Below are 21,362 nucleotides of genomic sequence, written 5' to 3' on the forward strand. Positions count from 1 at the left end.
CCAGCCCCCGCTGCCGGCCACGAGGCAGGCTCCGTCCGGCTTCAGTGCACCGACAGTCCCCCGTCCACGAAGATCGACTGCCCCGTGACGTAGGCCGACGCCCCGCTCGCCAGGAAGACCGCGGCGCCCGCGAAGTCGTCGGCGAGGCCGTTGCGGCCGGTCATGGTGCGGGCGGCGAGGGCAGCGACCTGGTCGGGGTCGGTGGCGAGGCGGGCGTTGAGCGGGGTCATCACGAAGCCCGGGACGAGGGTGTTGCAGGTGACGCCGTGCGGGGACCAGGCCTCGGCCTGGGAGCGGGCCAGGGACTCCAACCCGCCTTTGGAGACGCCGTATGCGCCGCTCTGGACGAAGGCGCGGTGGGCCTGCTGGGAGGTGATGTGGATGATGCGGCCGAACCCGCGCTCGGCCATGCCGGGGCCGAACCGCCGGCCCAGGAGGAAGGGGGCCTCCAGGTTGACCGCCATCGTGGTGTCCCACACGTCGTCGGTCAGCTCGGCCATCGGCGGACGCAGGTTGATCCCGGCCGAGTTGACCAGGATGTCCGGCTCGCCGAACACACCGACGGCCGCCTCCGCCGCCGTACGAACGCCGTCCCTCGTGCCCAAGTCCCCTTTGACCCAGCCCGCCCGGCAGCCGTCGGCCGTCAACTCCGCGACCGCGGCGGCCAGTTCCGTCTCCTTGCGGGCCACGATCACCACACTCGCCCCCGCCCGCGCCAACGCCCCCGCGATCGCCCGGCCGATGCCCGAACTCCCGCCGGTCACCAGCGCCACGCGGCCGTCCAGCGAGAACAGTTCGGAGAGATATGCCTGCGAAGTCATGCCCGCACCGTAAGCCGGTACCCGCCCCCCATGTCCCGCACCCCCATGACCCGCACCTCGATGACCGGCACCCTGGAGACCGACGGCCTCCCGCCCCGGATCCTTCTCGGCGCCTGCTCCTGGACCGATCCCGCGCTGGTCCGCAGCGGCTGGTATCCGCGTGGGCGGCGGGACGCGGAGGGGCGGCTGCGGCACTACGCCGAGCGGTTCCCCGTCGTCGAGGTCGACGGCACCTTCTACGCGCTGCCCGGCGCAGCGCAACAGCCGGCTGTGGGTGGAGCGGACGCCGCCCGAGTTCGTGTTCGACGTGAAGGCGTACGCGTCGCTCACCGGGCATCCGGTGAAGCAGGCCGCCCTCCAGGACACCGCCCCGGGCGAGGTGTGGAAGCGGTTCGCCGCCGGGATCGAGCCGTTGCGGGAGGCCGGGCGGCTCGGCGGGGTGCTGTTCCAGTTCCCGCCGTGGTTCCGGCCGGGGGCGCGGGCGGAGAGGTTCCTGGAGGAGACCGCAACGCGGACCGCCGGGTGGCCGGTCCACCTGGAGTTCCGGCATCCGTCCTGGTGGGAGGGGCGGCAGAAGGACCTGACCGGCGCGTTGCTGAGCACGTACGACTTCGCCGCCGTGGCCGTCGACATGGCCCAGGGGCTGCCCGCCTCGCTGCCGCCGGTCACCCCCGTCACCTCGCCGCGGCTGTCCGTCGTGCGGTTCCACGGGCGCAGTGTCTCGTGGGGCCGCGGCAGCAAGGAGGACCGTTTCCGGTACGACTACTCGCGCGCCGAACCAGCCGAGTGGGTACCGCGGTTGGACGCCCTGGCCGATCGGGTCGACCGGCTCCACGTGCTGTTCGACAACTGCTGCGGAGCGGCCGCCGTGCACGCCGCCGAGACCATGGCCGAGTTGCTCAGCCGAAAATCCTCACCGTCTTCGTCACGCTGACCTGGTCGATGTCCGTCACCCTGATCGTCGCCTTCATCCGCCAGTCGCCGGCGATGGGCAGGGTGAGGTCGTTCGTGCCCCAGTAGCCGCCCTCGTCCTTCAGTTCGGCGTCGATCGGGCCGACCTCCTTGGCCGGGAGGGTGAAGGAGAGCCGGAGTTCGGGGACCGTGGCCAGGCCGCCGTCGGCGGCGAAGACGATGGCCTGGACCGAGTTCTCGCCGGTGCGGCCCGGGTCGAGGGTGATCTGCACCGTGCCCCTCACCGTGTCGACGGTGAAGGGGACGTTGGTCACGGACGCGGCGGGCAGTCCGCCCGCGGCCGGACCGGCCTCGGCCGCCTCCGCCTGCGCCCGGCCCGGGAGCGTGCCGCTCAGTACGGTGCTGAGCACCAGCACCACGACACCGACGGCCACTTCCGCGAGGACGGAACGGCGCAGGCCGCGCTGGTGGGCCGGGGAGTTCCCCGCGGGGGCGGCGCGCGTCTGCCCCTCCGAGGCCGACGACCGACCTTGCGAGGCCGACGGTCCCTCCGAAGCCGACAGCCCTTCCGCGGCGGACAGTCCTGCCGAGGCGGACAGTCCTGCCGAGGCGGACGATTCCTCCACCCGCTCCCGTGCGACGGCCTCCGCCCCCACCGTCACCTTCTCCCGTACGACCGCGTCCGCCTCCGCCCCCGTGTCCGTCTCGGCTTCCGCGCCCGCGTCCGTGCTCGCGCTCTCGCCCGCGTTCACGCTCGCCGCCATCAACCGCCCCGTCCACTGCCGCGACATCCGCGCCGCCGTCAGCAGCAGCGTCACCCCGATCAGCTTGAGGACGAGCAGATGGCCGTACGTCGTGCCGGTGACCGCGCTCCAGGAGCCGAGGCCGCGCCAGGACTGGTAGACGCCGGTGGCGACGAGAACGGTCACGGAGGCGAAGGCCAGCCGGGAGAAACGGGAGACCACGACGGCCGGGACCTGCGCCGGCGCCCGGTACAGCGTGGCGAGCAGGGCCGCGAGGCCGCCCAGCCAGACCGACATCGCCAGGACGTGCAGCACCGCGGACGTCATCGCCACCGGCACCTGGATCCCGGCGGACGCGTGTTCGGCGGCGGCCCAGGTCAGCGCGAGCCCCGCGGCGAGCAGGGCACCGGCCGCCTGCCACGCGCGCGGCAGCCTGGACTCGCCGAGCCGCAGCAGTCGTACGACGACGAAGTACGCCACCAGCAGCAGCGCCAGGCGGACCAGGAGGGCCTCGCCCGGGCGGGTGGTCAGGGTGCGTGTGAAGCCCTTCGCCGAGAAGGCCCCACCCGGGCCCGTCCCCGCCTCGTACGGTGCGCGCAGCACCAGCAGGAACAGGGTCGAGCCGAGCAGACCGGCCCAGCCCGCCCACAGGAGCCGGCTCAGCCGGGCCGGCTCCGGGGGGCGGCAGACCGTCAGGAAGACCGCGGTGCCGATGAGCAGGGCGACAGCGAGGTAGGCCAGGTAGCGGCCCATGTTGAAGAGGCTGGCGGTGGCCGGGTTCTCGGTCGGGCCGGTGTCCAGGACCGCCGTGGTGGTGGACGGCCTGCCGACGGAGAAGGTGAAGGCGCCGGAGACCGGGTGGCTGTCGGCCGAGACCACCCGCCAGGCCACCGTGTACGTGCCCTTGGCGATCTTGGCGGGCAGGGCGACCCGGACGGTGTCGGAGTCGCCCGGACCGTGTGCGGCGTCGCCGATCTTCAGGCGCCTGCCGTCGGGGGCCAGGATCCGGAGGGAGCCGTCGAGCAGGCCGACGGACTCGGTGAAGGTCAGGGTGATGTCACGGGGGGCCGACTTGAGGACGGTTCCGTCCTCGGGTGCGGTGGCTCGGAGGGCCGCGTGGGCCGACGCCGTTCCGGCGCCGCCGAGGACGAGCAGGACCAGCACGGCGCCCAGCAGCACCAGCCCTTGAAGTCCTCGCCTTCGCCGGCCTGCGCTGCTGCCTGCACGCTCACACCTCACGTCACGCTCCGTACCTGGGGTCGCCACTTCCAGATAGGTACGGACGTGGGCGCCGGAACGCTCACCACGCCGGCCGGACGGACGCCCCGCCGTACGCCCGGCCGTACGCCCGGCAGGTCGGGCCCGGTTCGCCGGTTCGCCGAACAGGGCGCGGCGGTCGCCATCCATTGCCGTGACGCCGCCACCGCTCGCACCGGTGATCAGGGCGACCTGCTCTTCGAGGAGTCTCATGGACGGGACAGTTCCGCTATCCGCGCGGCCTCGGCGGGGTAGCGCGCCGTCAGCTCCGCGGCGTTGCCGTGCTCGTAGTCGTCGTAGGTGAAGCCGGGTGCCATGGTGCAGCCGAAGAAGGTCCAGGCGCCCCGGGTCCTGGCCCCCATCCAGGTACCCGCGGGCACGGTCAGCTGGAGGTGCTGGCCGCCCTGTATGTCCGGGCCCAGAACGGGGGTCGTCGCCGTGCCGTCGGGCGCGAGGAGCAGGAGGTCCAGCGGGTCGCCGAGGTAGTGGTGCCAGATCTCGTCACTGGGCAGCCGGTGCAGCGCGGAGTGGTCGTCCGAGGTGAGGAGCGCGACGATCGCCGTGCCGTGCGGTCTGCCGTCGGCACGCTCCGGGCCCGCCCAGGTCTGCCGGAACAGCCCGCCCTCGCGGGGGATCGGTTCCAGGCCGTAGTGGGCGACGAGGTCGTCAGGCGTCACCCGGAAAGGCTACCTCCCTTGCCAGAAAGGCCAGTTGGGCTTTTTTCTCGGGCAGATACACGTCCGGGAGGTCGATCTCCGGCAGCACCACCACGTCTCCCGCCACGAAGCCCAGCCTCAGGAAGCGGGCGACGGCCTTCTCGTTGCGCACGTCGGGGTCGACCACGACCCGCCGCCGACCCAGGCCGCGCAGTACGTACGAGGCGACGGCCCCCAGCAGCGCCGACGACCACCCGGGCCGCGCGGCCCCCGAGGCGGCGGGCGCGAGCAGCAGGTGGACGCCGATGTCTCCGGGGCGGGCGTCGTAGCACTCGCTGACCCGGTCGGCCTGCGGCTCGTAGGTCTGCAGGAGCCCGGCCGGTTCGCCGTCCTTCTCCAGGAGGTAGGCGTGGTGGGTGTCGAGGGTGTCCAAGTGGGCGTAGGTCTCGGCTACTTGTTCTTCGGTGAGGCCGTTCATGCCCCAGAACGCGGCCCGTTCCTCGCGCACCCACGCGTGGACGGTGGGGGCGTCGGCGCGCGGGTCGAGACGCAGGACGCGTACGGTGCCGAAGCCGTCGACGGTCTGGGTGTGGACGGCCGCACGGGCACGGGTGTCAGACAGCCGTCCTTCGTCGTCCTTCGTCAACTGCTGCCAGTCGGTGACGACCGGCACGAGATCTCCCTTGAGCCACAAGGGGAGTTGATCGCGGTGGTGGGGTGAGCCGGGCACGCCCGAGGCGCCCGTCGGGACCACCCAGAGGCTGTCCTCGCGGCGGGCCAGGTCCCATACGTAACGGGCGGCCGGGCCGCGCGAGGCGAGGTCGGTGAGACCGGGGACCGCGGAGGTGCACAGGACGCAGTCGTGGTCGCCGGAGAGGGCGGGCGCGTCCCAGCCGTCCTCGGGAAGGGCCCGCCAGGGGGCGAGGCGGTGGGTCTCGCCCCAGGTGCCCCGCGGCGGCCGGTCGGCCACCTCCTGCACGGCCCCGCGCACCGCCTCGTCCCGGTCGATGCCGTACAACTCCTCGGCCCTCAGCAGGTGTTCGAGCGCGAAGGCGACCCGGGGGACGAGACCGAGCCAGGGGAGGAGGACGTCGGGGTAGGCGGGCGGGGTGGTGAGCGCGGCGAACGCGGGGTGGGCGGCGAGCCGCCGTACGACCGCGCCGCGTACGGCCCCGTAGAGGGCGGCCGCCCGGCTGTCCGCGTCCATGCGGCGATCCCAGCGAAGGATGGTTTCCCGCACGGCCGTCGCCTCGGTACCGAGGCCGTCCAGTGCCTCGATCCGGTCCAACAGGGGCTGCGCGGAGGCGAGATGGGTGTCCGTGTGGATCAGCGGCATGTCGGCGGCGGACCAGTGGTCCTTCTCCGCGAGCAGGGCGGTGATGCGGTTCGCCCGGTGGGGCGGGGCGAACTCGACGCCGAGCGGAGCGGCGGGACCGCGCTGGTTGGCCATCACGGCGATGCCGTCGGTGAGACCGGCGCGGGGCGTCTCGTGCCGGCCCCGCCACTCGTGACCGGGCTCCCAGGCGGGGACGGGACGCAGGCGGTTGGCCTCGGCGCGCACGGGGACCCAGCCCGCGACCCGGTGCAGCAGTCCGCCCTCGGTGTCGGCGGCCTGGACGACGTTCACGGGCTCGGCCCACAGCTCGAAGGCCCTGTCCACGTCGGCGGTGCGGCGGGCGCGGAGGAGGGGGAGGAGGGCGCTGAAACCGAGGTCCTCGGTGACGCGGGGCGGATAACGGAGGGAGAGGGCGAGGGCGAGGGGAACGGAGGAGGCAGCGCGGCGGTCCGACATTCCCCCCTCCAGCCGCTCCGGCACCTTCAACCCCTCCGGCCCTCCCGCGATCACCGGTCCTCGCCCGGTCTCGATGACCTCGATCTCGACCGGGGACTCGCCCGCGACCTCGACGGTCTCCGTGTACCGGATGGCCCGGTGCCAGACGCCGTCCGGGCCGAGGGCCTCCACACCGCCCTCCGCGCCGGCCCCCGTCCCCGTACCGGACCCCGTCCCCGTCCCCGTCCGCCGCAGCCGCTCCCCGTACAGGTCCTGGTAGTCGGCCATGGCGTTGGTGATGGCCCAGGCGACCGTGCCGGTGTGGCCGAAGTGGGCGATGCCGGGCACACCGGGGACGGCGAGACCGACCACGTCGAACTCGGGACAGGACAGGCGGATCTGCTGGTAGACGCCGGGGTCCTCGATGTAGCGGTGCGGGTCGCCCGCGATGACGGCGTGGCCGGTGGTGGTGCGGGCACCGCCGACCAGCCAGCCGTTGCTGCCGGAGGTGTCCGGCCCGTCGGCGGCGAAGAGGCCGATCGCGGCCGGGCCCAGGTGTCGTAGCGCCTCGTCCCGCCAGAGCTTGGCCGGGAAGCCGGCGAACAGGATGTGGGTGGCGAGCCAGACGCCGAGCGGGGTCCAGGGCTCCCAGCGCCCGGGGGCGAGGCCGGCACGGGCGAACTCCGGGGCCTCGGCGCCCGGCAACTCCTCGTTGACGCCGTCGACGTACGCCCGCACCCAGTCGGCCGTCTCCGGGTCCCGTCTCTCCAGCGCAGCGAAGCAACGTCTCGCCGTGTCGTCGAGGCGGGCCCGTCTCGCGAACGTGTCCCAGGACAGGGCCCCGGCGCCGAGGAAGGCGGCAGAGGTGCCCTGCGCGCGGTGCCGTTCGACCTCCAGCTGCCAGGCGCGGTCGCGGGCGGTGACCCGGCCCTGGGCACGGGCGAGTTCATTCGCGCCGTCCGCGCGGAGGTGGGGTATCCCCCAGGCGTCGCGGTAGATCTCGATGGTCACCCTCGAACCCGTTCTCTTAAGTTAGGCTTACCTAAGTTTTCTCGGTGCGGGAATCGTACGCGAAGGGTGAAAAGACCATGAAGCAGGGGCACGGCTGGGAGGGAGCGGTCCTCCGACTGCTGCGCGCGAAGGACTTCGAGTTCACCGTGACCGGCGCCGAGGACGTCACCGGTGAGTACCGGCGGGTGCACCTCACCGACGGCGGGATGCTGGCCGTCACCGGCGTCCACCCCACGATGTGGGTGCGCCTGTGGTTCTCCGCCGCGGGCAAGCCGCACCAGCGCGCCTACACCCTCGTCGACCCGGACCCGGAGGCCGGCACGTTCACGCTGGAGTTCGCGCTGCACGACGGCCGCGCCAGCGACTGGGCCCGGACGGCGAAGCCCGGCGACACCATCGAGGCCACGGTCCACGGCACCGGCTTCGACCGCCCCGACCCCGAGCCCACCCACGTCTTCGCCTTCGGCGACCCGGCGTCCCTGCCCGCCCTGAACTCACTCCTCGGCGCCCTGGACGCCTCCCCCGCGACCGTCTGGTTCGAGGGCGGCGACGACGACCTCCCGTTCCGCACCGACCCGACCCGTCACGAGGTCCGCCGGGTCCTCCGCCTCGACTCCGGCGCGCATCTGGTCACCCAGGCACGGGCGGACCTGCCGGACCTGCTGAGGACCCACCCCGACGCCTACGTCTGGATCGCCTGCGACACGACGACGACCCGGGCGCTGACGGCGTACGTCCGCAAGGAGCTGGGCGTCCCCAAGGAGCGGGTGAACGCGCTCGGCTACTGGCGGCCCCAGCCCACCGCCTCGCGGTAGAGGCGCCCCGCCGACTCCCGGTGGAGGCCACCCGGAGGTGGAGGCATGATCGGAGTCATGGACGTCACCCTGCACCTCGCCCAGGACCCCGAGGCCGACGAACTCCTCGGCCGTTCCCCGCTCGCCGCGCTGGTCGGGATGCTGTTGGACCAGCAGGTTCCGATGGAGTGGGCGTTCAAGGGCCCCCGCACCCTCGCGGACCGGCTCGGGGCGAGCGATCTGGACGCGCACGAGATCGCCGCGCAGGACCCGGAGGCCTTCGCCGCGCTGCTCTCCGAGAAGCCTGCCGTGCACCGCTACCCCGGCTCGATGGCCAAGCGGATCCAGCAGCTGTGCCAGTACCTCGTGGAGCACTACGACGGCCGGGCCGACTTGGTGTGGAAGGGCGTGGCCGACGGCCGTGAACTGCTCCGCCGTCTGGAGGAGCTGCCCGGGTTCGGCAAGCAGAAGGCCCAGATCTTCCTGGCCCTGCTGGGCAAGCAGCTGAAGGTCCGGCCCACGGGGTGGCGGGAGGCCGCGGGGGCGTACGGCGAGGCCGGGTCCTATCGCTCGGTCGCCGACATCACCGGACCCGAGTCGCTGACCAAGGTGCGGGCGCACAAGCAGGAGATGAAGGCGGCGGCGAAGGCCGCGAAGCAGAAGTAGGGCGGCTCGGCACGGTCCCGCGCACCTGAACGGCTCCTGCTGCGAACGGGTGAACTCCAGGGCCGTTGTGATGAAGCACGCGCGTCGGGCGGGGAGACGACCTGCGTGAGCACCGCACGACGCCCCCCGCACAGCCCCACCTGGCTGCGTACGCTCGTGCTGCTCCTCGCCCTCCTCCTCCCGGGCGCTCCCGTGCAGGCGCACGAGGCGCCCGTCGCGGCCGCCGGGGAGATCGCCGGGTACGACGTCCTCGACGCGGCCCTGCGGCCACCGGCCCGCGCCGCCGACCGTCCTGCCGTACCCCTGCGTCCGGCCCCGCGCCAGGAGATGGCCCCCGGTGCCGGTGGAGACCGCCCGGTCCCCGCTCTCCCGCGACCGCCGTTGGTGCTGCCCACCCTGGCCGCCCTGCGTTCCGTGGTCCTGCGCTGCTGACGGAGTCCGTCTCCCCAGGTCCGTCAGCCCGGTACGACGCAAGGAACCGTCATGCCCATCGACCCGTACACCGTCCTGCGCGCGCTGCTGCGCGCCGAGGCCGCACGCAGTGCACTGAAGCCGCCGGCCACGGAGAAGAAGCCGCCGTCGAGGGAACGCGAGCGCGGCTGATCCACCGGAGGAGGCGGGCTCACCGCCTCCTCCGGGCCGTACCGAAGAGCGACCGCGTGATCTCGCGCCCGATCTGTGTGCCCAGCGATCGCGCGAGTGACTTGAACATGCCGCTGCCGACGACCTGTTCGACGACCGACGGGTCCTCCTTCGGCCTTGACGTCGGCTTTGACGTCGGCTTTGACGTCGGCTTTGACGTCGGCTTTGGCATCGGCGCCTTCATCTCGTCCGGCCCCTTGGCGCCACGCGAGTTCAGCTTCTCGTAGGCCGACTCCCTGTCCACAGCCTGTGCGTAACGCCCGTGCAGCGGCGAGGCCCTGACCGCCGAGTCGAGGACACCGGCGTCGACGGGCCCCATGAGGGACTCGGGAGCCCGCAGCCGGGTCGCGGCGACCGGCGTGGGAGCGCCCTTCTCGCTCAGCACGGTGATCACGGCCTCCCCCGTCCCGAGCCCGGTGAGCAGCTCCTCCAGGTCGTACGCGGAGTCGGGGAAGGTCTTCACCGTCGCCTTCAGCGCCTTCTGGTCATCGGGGGTGAAGGCCCGCAGCGCGTGCTGGACACGGTTGCCGAGCTGGGCGAGGACGTCGGCGGGTACGTCCTTCGGGGTCTGCGTCACGAAGAAGATGCCGACCCCTTTCGAGCGAATCAGCCGGACGGTCTGCGTGATGGAGTCGAGAAACGCCTTCGAGGCCCCGTGGAAGAGCAGATGCGCCTCGTCGAAGAAGAAGACGAGCTTCGGCCTGTCGACGTCACCGACCTCCGGCAGATCGTGGAACAGATCGGCGAGCAGCCACATCAGGAACGTCGAGAAGAGCTGCGGCCGGTCCTGTACGGCGGCCAGCTCCAGGACGGACACCAGGCCACGCCCGTCGTCCGCGGTCCGCAGCAGCTCGCCGGTGTCGAACTCCGGCTCCCCGAAGAAGTCGGCCATGCCCTGCGCCTCGAACGCGGTGAGGGACCTCAGGATCACGCCGGCCGTGGCGGTGCTCAGCCCGCCGATGTTCTTCAGTTCGCTCTTGCCCTCGTCGGAGGTCAGGAACGCGACGACGGCCCTGAGGTCCTTGAGGTCGACGAGTTCGAGCCCCTTCTGGTCGGCGTAGTGGAAGACCAGCCCGAGGGACTGCTCCTGGGTCTGGTTGAGCTGGAGCACCTTGGACAGCAGCACCGGCCCGAAACTCGTGACGGTGGCCCGGACGGGGATGCCGTGCCCGATGCCGCCCAGTGCGTAGAACTCGGCGGGAAACCCGGTGGCGGCCCACTGCTGATGCACCTCGGAGGCCCTGGCCTGCACCTTCTCGTTCGGTACGCCCGGTGCCGAAACCCCCGACACGTCCCCCTTGATGTCCGCGAGAAAGACCGGGACACCCTGCGCGGAGAGCTGCTCGGCGATGAGCTGGAGCGTCTTGGTCTTGCCGGTGCCGGTGGCGCCGGCGACCAGTCCGTGCCGGCTGAGCATCGACAGAGGGATCCTGACCTGCGCGTCCGGCAGACAGACGCCGTCCCACAGCAGCGCGCCCAGATCGAGTGCGGGCCCGGTGAAGGCGTAGCCGGAGGCGATCTCCAGGGCCGGCCCGGGCAGGGCGGCGGAGGCGGTTCTTGCCTCCGGCATGGCCCGGTCGGCGGTTCCCGCGGGGGCGCCCGTCACGCCCCCCGGTGCGGTCTCTCGCTCGCTCATACCAGACCCTCGCTCCCGATTTACCCCATTTGTTGTTCTTTTTCCAGCGTCGCACTCGGTCGCCATGGCTGCGCCCGGAAGGTCTTGACCGGTAGGCTTTCCGTGTGATCTTCAAGCGCATCGGAAACGGCCGGCCGTACCCCGACCACGGCCGGGAAAGCACCCGGCAGTGGGCGGACGTCGCGCCGCGCCCGGTCCGCCTCGATCAACTCGTGACGACCAAGGGCCAGCTCGACCTGGAAACCCTGCTCGCCGAGGACTCGACGTTCTACGGCGACCTGTTCGCGCACGTCGTGAAGTGGCAGGGCGACCTGTACCTGGAGGACGGCCTCCACCGCGCGGTGCGTGCGGCGCTGCAGCAGCGTCAGGTGCTGCACGCGCGCGTGCTCGAGCTGGACTGAGTGACCACGCCGTAAAGGTTTGACCCTTTCGGGTTCACCTGCGCCGTGGTCAATGATCATCTAGTAGGCATTGCCGTCCGGGCGCACTACGCTGCGCCCATGAGCATGCTGACGCCCCCCGGCATGGGCGGTAAGTACCGGATCACGGGCGACAAGTACCCCCGGATGCGTCGGCCCCGGCGGCGCGGCAGGCTCGTGCTCGGGGTGGTGGCCTCCGTCGCCGCACTGAGCCTGGTCGGCTGGGGCACGCTCCAGCTCATCGACGTGTTCACGGGCGGCGGCGACCAGGCGTCGGCGGCAGGCTCCAAGGCGGACTGCGCGACGAAGGCGAGCGCGTCCCCCTCGGCCCCTTCGGCGGCAGCCCTCCCCAAGCCGGGTCAGATCACCGTCAACGTCCTGAACGCCACGGCTCGCGGCGGCCTCGCCAAGAAGACCGCGGACGAGCTGAAGAAGCGAGGCTTCAAGATCGGCGACGTGGGCAACGCGACGGCTGCGTACGACAAGAAGGTCAAGGGCACAGGGCTGCTCCTCGGCCCGGCCTCCGCGCTGAAGACGTCCCTGCCGGTGCTGGGAACGCAGCTCGCCGCCGCGGAGACCCGCACGGACACCCGCAAGGGCACGGAGGTCGACCTGATCATCGGAACGGCCTTCAAGAACCTCACCGCCAGGGCCGCGGCCGACAAGGCCCTGACCACCCTGACCGCCCCCGGCCCGACCGCCACGGCGACGAAGAAGACCTGCTGAGGGGCGTACGGCAAGCGCGGGCTCGCCGCAGGCGGGTGGGTGAGGGTTCGCCTGCGGCGGGTCGGGGTGGTTACTCGGCCGCGCCGTACAGGCGGTCGCCCGCGTCGCCGAGGCCCGGGACGATGTAGCCGTGCTCGTTGAGGTGGTCGTCGATCGCTGCCGTGACCACCGTGACCGGGGCGCCCGCCAGCTCGCGTTCCATGATCTCCACGCCTTCCGGGGCCGCCAGCAGGACCACCGCGGTCACGTCGTCCGCACCGCGCTTGATCAGCTCACGGATGGCCGCGACCAGGGTGCCGCCGGTCGCCAGCATGGGGTCGAGGACGTAGACCTGCCGGTTGGACAGGTCCTCCGGCATCCGCGTCGCGTATGTGGACGCCTGCAGCGTCTCCTCGTCGCGGATCATGCCGAGGAAACCCACCTCGGCGGTGGGCAGCAGGCGGACCATGCCGTCGAGCATGCCGAGCCCGGCCCGCAGGATCGGCACCACCAGCGGCCGCGGGTACGACAGCTTCACACCGGTCGTGGCGGCGACCGGTGTCCGGATGTCGACCGCCTCGGTGCGCACGTCGCGCGTGGCCTCGTAGGCGAGCAGGGTGACCAGCTCGTCGGCGAGTCGACGGAAGGTCGCGGAGTCGGTGCGCTGATCGCGCAGCGTGGTGAGTTTGTGGGCGACCAGAGGGTGGTCGACGACGTGGAGGCGCATGTCCACAACATTAGCCGGGACCTCCGCCCCGCTCGCGCTGGCGTCAAACCGCCCGACCGGGGGAAAGTGGGAGGGACGGACTGGGGTGGTGAACCAATGCCTGACCTGCCTGACCCGCCTGAACGCAAACCGGCGCGCAAACCGGCGCGGGACCCGTCGTCACGGACATCGCGAGAGTCGCGAGAACCGGGAGTGACCCGGGAACCTCGTGCGGCGCCCCCGGCACGAGACCCGCAGGAGACCGACGCCGAGCGCCGCCGTCGCCGTGCGCAGTTCCTGCGCGACCTCGCGGAGGCCCGGGAGTTGCGCGACCGGGTCCAGCCGCGGCGCGCGAAGGTGGCGCGACTACGGCACGCCATGCGCATGCGGACCTTCCGCTGGTAGGAAAGCGCGTCCGGGGCCCTCCTCCGACGCCGGATGACGGCTCGGCGACGGCTCGCCGACGGCGTGTCGGTGCGCTGAACAGGTGGCCGTGCGAAGGCCCTTGGAAAAGCCGCGTACGATCCCGCTCGTGGCGGCGACGAGTGCGCTGGTGGGTCCTTCACCGACGTGCCGACGCGCGTGCGATCAAAACCACCGGACACAGGGTGCCGAAGACGTCCCCTGAACGCCTTGTTTCTGCCACGATTCCGAGTGGGTGGGGCTCGGAGCCGAGCTCTCCCCGCCCACAACCTCCGCCGGGGGGACCCCCAACCGGCACGCCTATGACCAGTGGGAGAGTCACGGTGTACTTCGCCGCACTGCTCGCGCGCACCGAAGACGGGTGGGAAGCGAGCGACACAGAGCTCGACGATGTGGAGACCCTGTCCGATCTCGCCGACCTCGCTCGCGAGGCCGCGCCCGAGGAGGACACGGTGCTCGTACTGATCGAGCAGGAGGACGCCTGGTTCGGCGTCGTCCGCATCGACGGTGAGGAGGACCCTCGTATCTACGTCTCCGACGCCGCCGCGGCTGCTCGCAGCTCGTACGGCGAGATCCTGCTCACCGACGAACTGCTCGGAAGGGAGCCCGGCGACGACGTCCCGGATCTGGACGCCCTCGTCGACCTCGACGGTACCGAGGACGGTGAGGACGAGGACGAGGAGGACGACGACACCGAGAGCGGCGGCACCTCCGCCGAGGCCGTGCCGCACGGTCCCGTCGGCGACGCCTCGGTCCTCGACGACCTGGGCGTCAGCGAGAAGGAGTTGAAGGCCCTCTCGGCGGACGCCGTCACCGAGATCGCCGAGGCCCTGGGCGCCTCGGAGGTTCTGGAGACCGTCCGCTGACCGCAGGGATCCCGGAAAAGGGCACACCGGACCCGGTACGCGACCGCTGGCGGGCCGCGATGCGGCTCGCCCTGGCCGAGGCCGACCGGGCGGGCACGGACGTACCGGTCGGTGCCGTCGTACTGGCCCCGGACGGTACGACCGTGCTCGCGGCCGCCCACAACGAACGCGAGGCCACCGGTGATCCGACCGCGCACGCGGAGGTTCTCGCGATCAGGAGGGCGGCGGTGCGGCTCGGCGAGTGGCGGCTGACCGGCTGCACGCTCGTCGTGACGCTGGAGCCCTGCACGATGTGCGCGGGTGCGATCGTGCAGTCCCGGGTCGACCGGGTGGTCTACGGCGCCCGGGACGAGAAGGCGGGCGCGGCCGGCTCCCTCTGGGACGTCGTCCGCGACCGGCGGCTCAACCACCGGCCCGAGGTGATCGAGGGCGTCCTCGCGGACGAGTGCGCGCGGCTGCTCACGGAGTTCTTCCGCGGGCGCTGAGGGGATCGTTCCGAGCCCCGAATATCGATTTCAAGGCAGGCCGCACCTTGCTGTAAGGTCTCCCTCGGTAGCGTGTCCGAGCGGCCGAAGGAGCTCGCCTCGAAAGCGAGTGTGGCGCAAGTCACCGAGGGTTCAAATCCCTCCGCTACCGCTTCAGAAGGGCCTCGTCGAGAGACGGGGCCCTTCTTGCGTACTGATCACCCCGGTTACACTCGCGCCCCAGAAGGAACAGAAGAAAACCTGAAGCGGGGGAGGCCGCAGTGGCGGTGAACGGAAAGAAGCTCGCCGTCTATGTGCTCGTGGTCTTCGTGCTCTATGTGGTGATCACGGACCCTGCCAAGGCAGCCGACTACGTGCAGATAGGGTTCGAGGGCATATCGGACGCCGCCAAGGCCGTCGGCGACTTCTTCACCTGGCTGGCCGACGGCGCGCACTAGCTGGGAGCGCACATGATCCGTCACCTCGTCCTCTTCAAGCTCGACGAGGGTGTCGAGCGCGACGACCCGCGGGTGGTGGAGGGTGTCGCGGCCTTCCGCGCGCTGGACGGCAAGATCCCCGAGATCCGCTTCTGGGAGCTGGGCTGGAACCTCAGTGACCGCCCCATCGCCTACGACTTCGCCATCAACTCCGGCTTCGACGACGCGGACGCGCTGCGGACGTACGTCGAACACCCGGAGCACCAGGCGGGTGTGGCGCTGTGGAAGGAGTTCGCCACGTGGGTGATCGCGGACTACGCGTACTGAACCCCTGAATCCGGGGCGCTTTGAAGCCTCCTGCCGGGAACCGGCGGGGGGCTTTCCGTGTCTTTCATCCCTCTTTCTCACTCTTCGCCCCTCAACACGGCGTAACCCAACGTTATGCGGTGCTTGCACACAGTGCACATGTCTTGTGATGCTATGACCGCTTTTGACGGATGAGTTGACCAACGAAGAGGTGGCGTTGACCGTGACGGCCAGTACCGCGCCTCCCCAAGAGGCCCCCCAGGAGGCCGCCCCACGCAGCCGCGGCGCCGACACCCGGGCGCTCACCCAGGTGCTCTTCGGCCAGTTGAAGGGGCTCCAGCCGGGCACGCCGGAGCACAACCGGGTGCGGACGGCGCTCATCGAGGCCAACCTCCCGCTCGTGCGCTACGCGGCAGCCCGCTTCCGCTCCCGCAACGAGCCGATGGAGGACGTGATCCAGGTCGGCACCATCGGACTCATCAACGCGATCGACCGCTTCGACGCGGACCGGGGCGTGCAGTTCCCGACCTTCGCGATGCCGACGGTCATCGGTGAGATCAAGCGGTACTTCCGCGACAACGTCCGCACGGTCCACGTCCCGCGCCGGCTGCACGAGTTGTGGGTGCAGGTCAACGGCGCCACCGAGGACCTGACGACCGCCTTCGGGCGCACCCCGACGACCGCCGAGATCGCCGAGCGGCTGCGCATCGGCGAGGACGAGGTGCTGTCCTGCATCGAGGCCGGGCGGTCGTACCACGCCACCTCGCTGGAGGCGGCCCAGGAAGGCGACGGGCTGCCCGGACTGCTCGACCGGCTCGGCTTCGAGGACCCCGCCCTGGACGGCGTGGAACACCGCGATCTGGTCCGGCATCTCCTGGTGCAACTGCCCGAGCGCGAACAGAGAATCCTTCTCCTGCGCTACTACAGCAACCTCACCCAGTCACAAATCAGCGCGGAACTCGGCGTCTCCCAGATGCACGTTTCGAGGCTACTCGCGCGTAGCTTCCAGCGACTGCGGTCCGCCAATCGGATCGAGGCCTAGGCGGCGTCGGATAGCCGATGCATAGGGGGCGCACGGTCGCACGGTCCGGAACACCGCAGTTCGCAAGCAGTATCGACATGTAACCGGCACGAGCTAATCGCTCACCAGGGCTGTTCCCGACACTTCTCTGCCGAAAGACCGTCAGACCCCCTTTATCCAGGGCGGATTCGAGTCTCACATGTCGACATGTCACTACAGCGTGTTGCCGACATGTGACATTCTCCGGGAAGCGCGTTTGCCGTGGCTTCGGCTCCGGTATTCAGGTGAAGGCAAACGTTCCATCCGCGGAACGTTCGCCGCGACCGTCCCGCGACCCAAAGGGGGTGGCATGTCCGCAGACCAGGGCAGCTCGAAGGTGCTCACGCTCACAAAGAGCGAGGCTGCGCCCGCGCTCATCGATGTCCCGGCTGTCGAGGCCGCGCCGGCCCCGGCGCTTCCGACCCCCCCGACGCCCCCGGTCTCGTCCGGGGCCATCGACACACGCACCCTGTCCCGCTCCCTCTTCCTGCGGCTCGCCGCACTCGACGAGAACAGCCCCGAGCGTGCGTACGTCCGGGACACCCTCATCGAGCTCAACCTCCCGCTGGTGCGCTACGCGGCGGCACGCTTCCGCTCGCGCAACGAGCCGATGGAGGACATCGTCCAGGTCGGCACCATCGGCCTGATCAAGGCGATCGACCGCTTCGACTGCGAACGGGGCGTGGAGTTCCCGACGTTCGCGATGCCGACGGTGGTCGGCGAGATCAAGCGGTTCTTCCGCGACACCTCGTGGTCGGTGCGCGTCCCGCGCCGTCTCCAGGAGCTGCGCCTGGCCCTCACCAAGGCCAGCGACGAGCTCTCCCAGAAGCTGGACCGTTCTCCGACGGTCGCCGAACTCGCCATCGTGCTGGGCGTGTCCGAGGAGGACGTCGTCGACGGCCTCGCGGTCGGCAACGCCTACACGGCCTCCTCGCTGGACTCCCCGGCAATGGAGGACGACGGCGGCGAGGGGTCCCTCGCGGATCGCCTCGGCTACGAGGACACCGCGCTGGAGGGGGTCGAGTACCGCGAGTCCCTCAAGCCGCTGCTGGCCAAACTCCCGCCCCGTGAGCGGCAGATCATCATGCTGCGCTTCTTCGCCAACATGACCCAGTCGCAGATCGGCGAGGAGGTCGGCATCTCCCAGATGCACGTCTCGCGGCTGCTGACGCGGACGCTGGCGCAGTTGCGGGAGGGGCTCATCTCGGACTGACCGGTCCTTGAACGCGCCTGAGGGGGCGCCGGGTGCGGTCGTCCTGCGGGTGCGGGTGAGTTGTGGCTGGTCGCGCAGTTCCCCGCGCCCCTGAGTGGGTCACCGTCAGGCGTGTTCCGACGTGCGCCGGGTGCGGGTGCTGTTGCGCAGTTCCCCGCGCCCCTGGGTGGGTCACCGTCAGGGGTGTTCCGATGTGCGCTGGGTGCGGGTGCTGTTGCGCAGTTCCCCGCGCCCCTGGGTCGGTCACCGTCAGGGGTCTTCGGGTGATGGCCCGCGTCGGCGGGTAAGGCGCCGTGGGCTTCTTGGGTGTCGTGATGGGCCGGTGGTCGCGTGCGGCCCCGGCCCATCCTTCGAATGCGCGGCCGTGCCGCGGGTCGCCGCTACTTCAGCGCCAGCCAGGCCACCACCGCGACGATCGCGACCGCGACCACCACGCCGATGATGAGGCCGACGCGCGGGCCGCCGGAGGAGGTGGCCGGTGCGGCCTGCTGACGGGAGCCCTGGGGGCCCTCGTCGACGAACGCGCGGAACATCTGAGTGCTGCCGGCGGGGTCGTGGTTGCCCTGGGGGCCTTGGTTGTCAGCCATGCCCAGAGACCCTAGCGAATCAGCCCGTGGGGCCCAAGTGCGGGGCCGACAGGGGTGACAGCAGGTCCCACATGCGGATTTACGTTCGCAATACTTGCCTTTGCCAATTTTTTATGCCGCACCCACCTCGTTTTATTTGCCTGTAGCAACCAAGCAGCTCTATGGTTGCCCTAAGCAACGAATAGGGGAGGTGGTGTGATGGCCGAGCAGACGCGATACGAGGAGCTGATCCGCCAGTTCAGCGCCTTCGGTGCCGTGAAGCGGGAGATCGGACGGATGATGCCGCCCGAGTGCCCCAGCGGTTCCGCCGCCGTGCTGACCCTGCTCGGGCGCTACGGGGACATGCGCATGAGCAGGCTCTCCGAGCTGCTCGCCGTGGACATGTCGGTGACCAGCCGCCACGTCGCGCACGTCGCCTCACGCGGCTGGATCGAGCGCTCCCCCGACCCCGTGGACGGGCGCTCGCGCATTCTGCGTCTGACGCCGGCCGGGCAGGCGCTCCTCGACCAGCTGTCCCGGCGGACCTGCCTCATGCTCGCCGAGCGGCTGAGCGACTGGAGCGACGAAGAGGTGATCCAACTGACCGCGCTGATGGCCCGGCTGCGGGCGAGCTTCGACGAGATCCGCGCCCACGGCCCCGAACTCCGGCCTCCCGCACCCCCCGTACTCGAACCGATCACCCGTACACCCGCAATCACCACGTAAGAGAAGGAAGCTCATGGCAACGACCACACCAGCCGGTGTGCGGGCTCACGCCAAGCACGGGGGAGGCTCCACCGAGTACGCCCCGATGACGCACCGCCAGATCATGGAGGCCATCTCCGGCCTGCTGCTCGGCATGTTCGTGGCGATCCTGTCGTCCACGATCGTCACCAACGCCCTGCCCCACATCATCAGCGACCTCGGCGGCGGCCAGTCCGCCTACACCTGGGTCGTCACCGCCGCCCTGCTGTCCATGACCGCGACCACCCCCCTGTGGGGCAAGCTCGCCGACCTGTACAGCAAGAAGGCGCTCGTCCAGATAGCCCTGGTCATCTATGTGCTGGGGTCGGCGGCAGCGGGTCTGTCGCAGAACTCCGGCATGCTCATCGCCTGCCGTGTCGTCCAGGGCATCGGCGTCGGCGGTCTGTCCGCCCTCGCGCAGATCGTGATGGCGGCGATGATCTCCCCGCGTGAGCGCGGCCGTTACTCCGGCTACCTCGGCGCGACCTTCGCCGTCGCCACCGTCGGCGGCCCGCTGCTCGGCGGTGTCATCACGGACACCTCGTGGCTGGGCTGGCGCTGGTGCTTCTACGTCGGCGTCCCGTTCGCCGTGATCGCGCTCATCGTGCTGCAGAAGACCCTGCACCTGCCCGTCGTGAAGCGGGACGTCAAGGTCGACTGGGCCGGCGCCACCTTCGTCGCCGCCGCCGTCTCCCTGCTGCTGGTCTGGGTCACCTTCGCCGGTGACAAGTACGACTGGGTGTCCTGGCAGACGTACGCGATGGTCGGGGGTTCGATCGTCCTCGGTCTGCTCTTCGTGCTGATCGAGTCCAGGGCGAGCGAACCGATCATCCCGCTGCGCCTGTTCAAGAACCCCACCATCACGCTCGCGTCGCTGGCCTCGCTGTTCGTCGGTGTCGCGATGTTCACCGGCACGGTCTTCTTCAGCCAGTACTTCCAGCTGGCCCGCGACAAGTCCCCGACGATGTCGGGTGTGATGACCATCCCGATGATCGGCGGGCTCTTCGTCTCCTCCACCGTCTCCGGGCAGTTCATCACCCGCACCGGGCGCTGGAAGGCGTGGCTGGTCAGCGGTGGCGTGCTGGTGACGGCCGGTCTCGGCCTGCTCGGCACCATCCGGTACGACACGGACTACTGGAAGATGTCGATCTTCATGGCCCTGCTGGGTCTCGGCATCGGCATGATGATGCAGAACCTGGTGCTGTGCACGCAGAACCAGGTCGAACCGAGCGACCTCGGCGCCGCCAGCTCCACGGTGACCTTCTTCCGCTCCCTCGGCGGCGCGGTCGGCGTCTCCGCGCTCGGCGCGGTCATGGCCCACCGGATCACGCACTACGTCACGGACGGCGTCGCCGCCCTCGACCCCAAGTACCAGGCCGCCCTGTCCGGTTCCGGCTCGTCCACCGACACCATCCCGGACATGAACAAGCTGCCGGTCCCGGTGCGCACCCTCATGGAGAGCGCCTACGGCCACGGCATCGCCGACGTGTTCATGATCGCCGGCGCTCTGGCGGCCGTCGCGTTCCTGATCACCCTGTTCATCAAGGAGGTCCCGCTGCGGACCAAGGGCGCGCTGGCACAGGCCGCCGCGGACGACGCCCCGGCTCCCGCCGAGACCCTGGCCGCCGCCACGGCCCCCGCCGCGGAGCAGGCTCCCAGCTGGGCGGTGCCGTCCTCCCCGTCCTCCCCGTCCGACACGGAGGTCGCCGTCGACGGCACCCAGAAGCTCTCCGCCGTCGCCACCCTGGCCCGCCCCGAGGCGGCACTCGACGGCCCCGGCGGCATCCCGGTCCGCGGCTTCGTCCGCGGCAACGAGAGCGCCCCGGTCCCCCAGGCCGCGGTCACGCTGATCTCGCTCGCAGGACGGCAGCTGGGCCTGTCGGTGACACAGGCCGACGGTTCCTACACGGTCGAGGCGCCGAGCGTCGGATCGTACGTCCTGATCGCCTCCGCCGACGGGTTCCAGCCGCAGGCCTCCACGGTCCTCGTGAACGGCGAGCCGGTGGCCTACGACATCCTCCTCAGTGGCACCAGCGGGCTGAACGGGCTCGTGCGGGCCGCGCACAGCGGGGAGCCGGTCAAGGACGCGATGGTGATCGTCACCGATGTGCGGGGCGATCTGCTGGTCACCGGGATGACCGGTGACCAGGGCGAGTTCGCCTTCGGCGAGCTGGTGCCGGGTGCCGTGACCGTCGCGGTGAACGCCGCCGGGTTCCGGCCGCGCGCCCTGCCCGTCGAGGTCGGCGGCACCGGCGTCACCCGCCTCGAGGTCGACCTCGACACGGGCGCCCGCCTCCAGGGTGTCGTACGGGCGCCGCACGGTCCGCTGGCCGACGCGCGGGTCACCCTCGTGGACGCCGCCGGCAACGTGATCGGCACCGCCACCACCGGGACGGACGGGGCGTACGCCTTCACCGACCTGGACGGCGGCGAGTACACGGTCATCGCGACGGGCTACCCGCCGCAGGCGACAGCCCTGACGGTGAACGGCCCCGCGGTCGACGGACACGACATCGAACTCGCCCACCCCGGCGAGTAGTCGAC

Annotated in this window: 21 protein-coding genes, 1 tRNA gene and 1 pseudogene; 16 read left to right on the forward strand and 7 right to left on the reverse strand. The window is 71.0% G+C overall.

Annotated features, from left to right (window positions below; genetic code table 11):
* Window positions 1–41: 41 nt before the first annotated feature.
* Window positions 42–821 (reverse strand): SDR family NAD(P)-dependent oxidoreductase, encoded by a 780-nt coding sequence (locus OHT57_RS24220; RefSeq protein ID WP_328748588.1) that lies wholly within the window; start codon window positions 819–821, stop codon window positions 42–44.
* Between the two features lie 60 nt (window positions 822–881).
* Here OHT57_RS24220 and OHT57_RS24225 point away from each other — a divergent pair.
* Window positions 882–1,755, forward strand: a pseudogene (locus tag OHT57_RS24225) (DUF72 domain-containing protein).
* Here OHT57_RS24225 and OHT57_RS24230 read toward each other — a convergent pair.
* The 3 genes from OHT57_RS24230 to OHT57_RS24240 form a co-directional block, all read right to left on the reverse strand.
* A complete protein-coding gene (locus OHT57_RS24230) occupies window positions 1,721–3,655 on the reverse strand; it encodes a copper resistance CopC/CopD family protein (protein ID WP_328753307.1) in 1,935 nt (644 codons plus the stop codon). The pseudogene OHT57_RS24225 and the gene OHT57_RS24230 overlap by 35 nt on opposite strands.
* Before the next feature lie 287 nt (window positions 3,656–3,942).
* Complete coding sequence (locus OHT57_RS24235; protein WP_328748589.1) at window positions 3,943–4,410, reverse strand: cupin domain-containing protein; 468 nt, start codon at window positions 4,408–4,410, stop codon at window positions 3,943–3,945.
* Window positions 4,400–7,171 carry a GNAT family N-acetyltransferase gene (locus OHT57_RS24240; RefSeq protein ID WP_328748590.1) on the reverse strand — a complete coding sequence of 924 codons (2,772 nt, stop codon included), beginning with the start codon at window positions 7,169–7,171 and terminating at the stop codon, window positions 4,400–4,402. Before OHT57_RS24240 ends, OHT57_RS24235 begins: the two co-directional genes overlap by 11 nt.
* 77 nt (window positions 7,172–7,248) lie before the next feature.
* Between OHT57_RS24240 and OHT57_RS24245 the strand changes: the two genes are divergently transcribed.
* The 3 genes from OHT57_RS24245 (at window position 7,249) to OHT57_RS24255 (ending at window position 9,063) form a co-directional block, all read left to right on the forward strand.
* The gene (locus tag OHT57_RS24245; RefSeq protein ID WP_328748591.1) at window positions 7,249–7,986 is read left to right on the forward strand and encodes a siderophore-interacting protein; all 738 of its coding nucleotides are present in this window, start codon (window positions 7,249–7,251) and stop codon (window positions 7,984–7,986) included.
* 57 nt (window positions 7,987–8,043) lie between these two features.
* Window positions 8,044–8,631 (forward strand): HhH-GPD-type base excision DNA repair protein, encoded by a 588-nt coding sequence (locus OHT57_RS24250; RefSeq protein WP_328753308.1) that lies wholly within the window; start codon window positions 8,044–8,046, stop codon window positions 8,629–8,631.
* A 105-nt stretch (window positions 8,632–8,736) separates the two neighbouring features.
* The gene (locus OHT57_RS24255) at window positions 8,737–9,063 is read left to right on the forward strand and encodes a hypothetical protein (protein WP_328748592.1); all 327 of its coding nucleotides are present in this window, start codon (window positions 8,737–8,739) and stop codon (window positions 9,061–9,063) included.
* Window positions 9,064–9,253: 190 nt separating this feature from the next.
* Here the strand turns inward: OHT57_RS24255 and OHT57_RS24260 are convergent, their stop codons facing one another.
* Window positions 9,254–10,909, reverse strand: coding sequence for a helicase HerA-like domain-containing protein (locus tag OHT57_RS24260; RefSeq protein ID WP_443053478.1), 1,656 nt, complete (start codon window positions 10,907–10,909; stop codon window positions 9,254–9,256).
* A 104-nt stretch (window positions 10,910–11,013) separates the two neighbouring features.
* On the opposite strand from OHT57_RS24260, the gene OHT57_RS24265 reads away from it, so the two are divergent.
* Both OHT57_RS24265 and OHT57_RS24270 read left to right on the forward strand, forming a co-directional pair.
* Window positions 11,014–11,310 carry a type II toxin-antitoxin system VapB family antitoxin gene (locus tag OHT57_RS24265; protein ID WP_003999914.1) on the forward strand — a complete coding sequence of 99 codons (297 nt, stop codon included), beginning with the start codon at window positions 11,014–11,016 and terminating at the stop codon, window positions 11,308–11,310.
* Between the two features lie 99 nt (window positions 11,311–11,409).
* Window positions 11,410–12,054: a LytR C-terminal domain-containing protein gene (locus OHT57_RS24270; RefSeq protein ID WP_328748593.1), complete on the forward strand. Its 645-nt coding sequence runs from the start codon at window positions 11,410–11,412 to the stop codon at window positions 12,052–12,054.
* Between the two features lie 70 nt (window positions 12,055–12,124).
* On the opposite strand, the gene upp is transcribed toward OHT57_RS24270, so the two are convergent.
* Window positions 12,125–12,760, reverse strand: a complete 636-nt coding sequence (gene upp / locus OHT57_RS24275) for a uracil phosphoribosyltransferase (protein ID WP_328748594.1) — start codon at window positions 12,758–12,760, stop codon at window positions 12,125–12,127.
* Between the two features lie 192 nt (window positions 12,761–12,952).
* Here upp and OHT57_RS24280 point away from each other — a divergent pair, with 192 nt between their 5' ends.
* The 8 genes from OHT57_RS24280 to OHT57_RS24315 all read left to right on the forward strand — a co-directional run bounded on the left by OHT57_RS24280 (window position 12,953) and on the right by OHT57_RS24315 (window position 17,508).
* Window positions 12,953–13,144, forward strand: coding sequence for a hypothetical protein (locus OHT57_RS24280; protein WP_328748595.1), 192 nt, complete (start codon window positions 12,953–12,955; stop codon window positions 13,142–13,144).
* A gap of 341 nt (window positions 13,145–13,485) precedes the next feature.
* The gene (locus OHT57_RS24285) at window positions 13,486–14,028 is read left to right on the forward strand and encodes a tRNA adenosine deaminase-associated protein (protein ID WP_328753310.1); all 543 of its coding nucleotides are present in this window, start codon (window positions 13,486–13,488) and stop codon (window positions 14,026–14,028) included.
* A gap of 59 nt (window positions 14,029–14,087) precedes the next feature.
* On the forward strand, window positions 14,088–14,513 hold the full coding sequence (gene tadA / locus OHT57_RS24290) for a tRNA adenosine(34) deaminase TadA (RefSeq protein WP_328748596.1): 426 nt from the start codon (window positions 14,088–14,090) through the stop codon (window positions 14,511–14,513).
* A gap of 66 nt (window positions 14,514–14,579) precedes the next feature.
* A tRNA-Ser gene (locus OHT57_RS24295) sits at window positions 14,580–14,664 on the forward strand.
* A 109-nt stretch (window positions 14,665–14,773) separates the two neighbouring features.
* On the forward strand, window positions 14,774–14,950 hold the full coding sequence (locus OHT57_RS24300) for a hypothetical protein (RefSeq protein WP_328748597.1): 177 nt from the start codon (window positions 14,774–14,776) through the stop codon (window positions 14,948–14,950).
* A gap of 12 nt (window positions 14,951–14,962) precedes the next feature.
* The gene (locus OHT57_RS24305) at window positions 14,963–15,256 is read left to right on the forward strand and encodes a Dabb family protein (protein ID WP_328748598.1); all 294 of its coding nucleotides are present in this window, start codon (window positions 14,963–14,965) and stop codon (window positions 15,254–15,256) included.
* A gap of 190 nt (window positions 15,257–15,446) precedes the next feature.
* Entirely contained in the window at window positions 15,447–16,277 is an 831-nt protein-coding gene (locus OHT57_RS24310; protein WP_328753311.1) for an RNA polymerase sigma factor SigF, read from the forward strand.
* A gap of 328 nt (window positions 16,278–16,605) precedes the next feature.
* On the forward strand, window positions 16,606–17,508 hold the full coding sequence (locus OHT57_RS24315; RefSeq protein WP_328748599.1) for an RNA polymerase sigma factor SigF: 903 nt from the start codon (window positions 16,606–16,608) through the stop codon (window positions 17,506–17,508).
* A gap of 380 nt (window positions 17,509–17,888) precedes the next feature.
* On the opposite strand, the gene OHT57_RS24320 is transcribed toward OHT57_RS24315, so the two are convergent.
* Complete coding sequence (locus OHT57_RS24320) at window positions 17,889–18,095, reverse strand: hypothetical protein (protein WP_328748600.1); 207 nt, start codon at window positions 18,093–18,095, stop codon at window positions 17,889–17,891.
* 198 nt (window positions 18,096–18,293) lie between these two features.
* Here OHT57_RS24320 and OHT57_RS24325 point away from each other — a divergent pair, with 198 nt between their 5' ends.
* Window positions 18,294–18,800, forward strand: coding sequence for a MarR family winged helix-turn-helix transcriptional regulator (locus tag OHT57_RS24325; protein WP_328748601.1), 507 nt, complete (start codon window positions 18,294–18,296; stop codon window positions 18,798–18,800).
* A 13-nt stretch (window positions 18,801–18,813) separates the two neighbouring features.
* Window positions 18,814–21,357 carry an MFS transporter gene (locus OHT57_RS24330; RefSeq protein WP_328748602.1) on the forward strand — a complete coding sequence of 848 codons (2,544 nt, stop codon included), beginning with the start codon at window positions 18,814–18,816 and terminating at the stop codon, window positions 21,355–21,357.
* Window positions 21,358–21,362 lie beyond the last annotated feature (5 nt).

This window comes from Streptomyces sp. NBC_00285, from assembly GCF_036174265.1.
In the GTDB taxonomy this organism is placed as follows: Bacteria; Actinomycetota; Actinomycetes; order Streptomycetales; family Streptomycetaceae; genus Streptomyces.

What these genes read in the sequence shown, in the direction of transcription:
- OHT57_RS24260 (WP_443053478.1), bottom strand. Translation starts at nt 10,909, where the DNA reads ATGAGCGAGCGAGAGACCGCACCGGGGGGCGTGACGGGCGCCCCCGCG.
- tadA (WP_328748596.1), top strand. Translation starts at nt 14,088, where the DNA reads ATGCGGCTCGCCCTGGCCGAGGCCGACCGGGCGGGCACGGACGTACCG.
- OHT57_RS24305 (WP_328748598.1), top strand. Translation starts at nt 14,963, where the DNA reads ATGATCCGTCACCTCGTCCTCTTCAAGCTCGACGAGGGTGTCGAGCGC.
- OHT57_RS24245 (WP_328748591.1), top strand. Translation starts at nt 7,249, where the DNA reads ATGAAGCAGGGGCACGGCTGGGAGGGAGCGGTCCTCCGACTGCTGCGC.
- upp (WP_328748594.1), bottom strand. Translation starts at nt 12,760, where the DNA reads ATGCGCCTCCACGTCGTCGACCACCCTCTGGTCGCCCACAAACTCACC.
- OHT57_RS24220 (WP_328748588.1), bottom strand. Translation starts at nt 821, where the DNA reads ATGACTTCGCAGGCATATCTCTCCGAACTGTTCTCGCTGGACGGCCGC.
- OHT57_RS24250 (WP_328753308.1), top strand. Translation starts at nt 8,044, where the DNA reads ATGGACGTCACCCTGCACCTCGCCCAGGACCCCGAGGCCGACGAACTC.
- OHT57_RS24270 (WP_328748593.1), top strand. Translation starts at nt 11,410, where the DNA reads ATGAGCATGCTGACGCCCCCCGGCATGGGCGGTAAGTACCGGATCACG.
- OHT57_RS24330 (WP_328748602.1), top strand. Translation starts at nt 18,814, where the DNA reads ATGGCAACGACCACACCAGCCGGTGTGCGGGCTCACGCCAAGCACGGG.
- OHT57_RS24325 (WP_328748601.1), top strand. Translation starts at nt 18,294, where the DNA reads ATGGCCGAGCAGACGCGATACGAGGAGCTGATCCGCCAGTTCAGCGCC.
- OHT57_RS24315 (WP_328748599.1), top strand. Translation starts at nt 16,606, where the DNA reads ATGTCCGCAGACCAGGGCAGCTCGAAGGTGCTCACGCTCACAAAGAGC.
- OHT57_RS24320 (WP_328748600.1), bottom strand. Translation starts at nt 18,095, where the DNA reads ATGGCTGACAACCAAGGCCCCCAGGGCAACCACGACCCCGCCGGCAGC.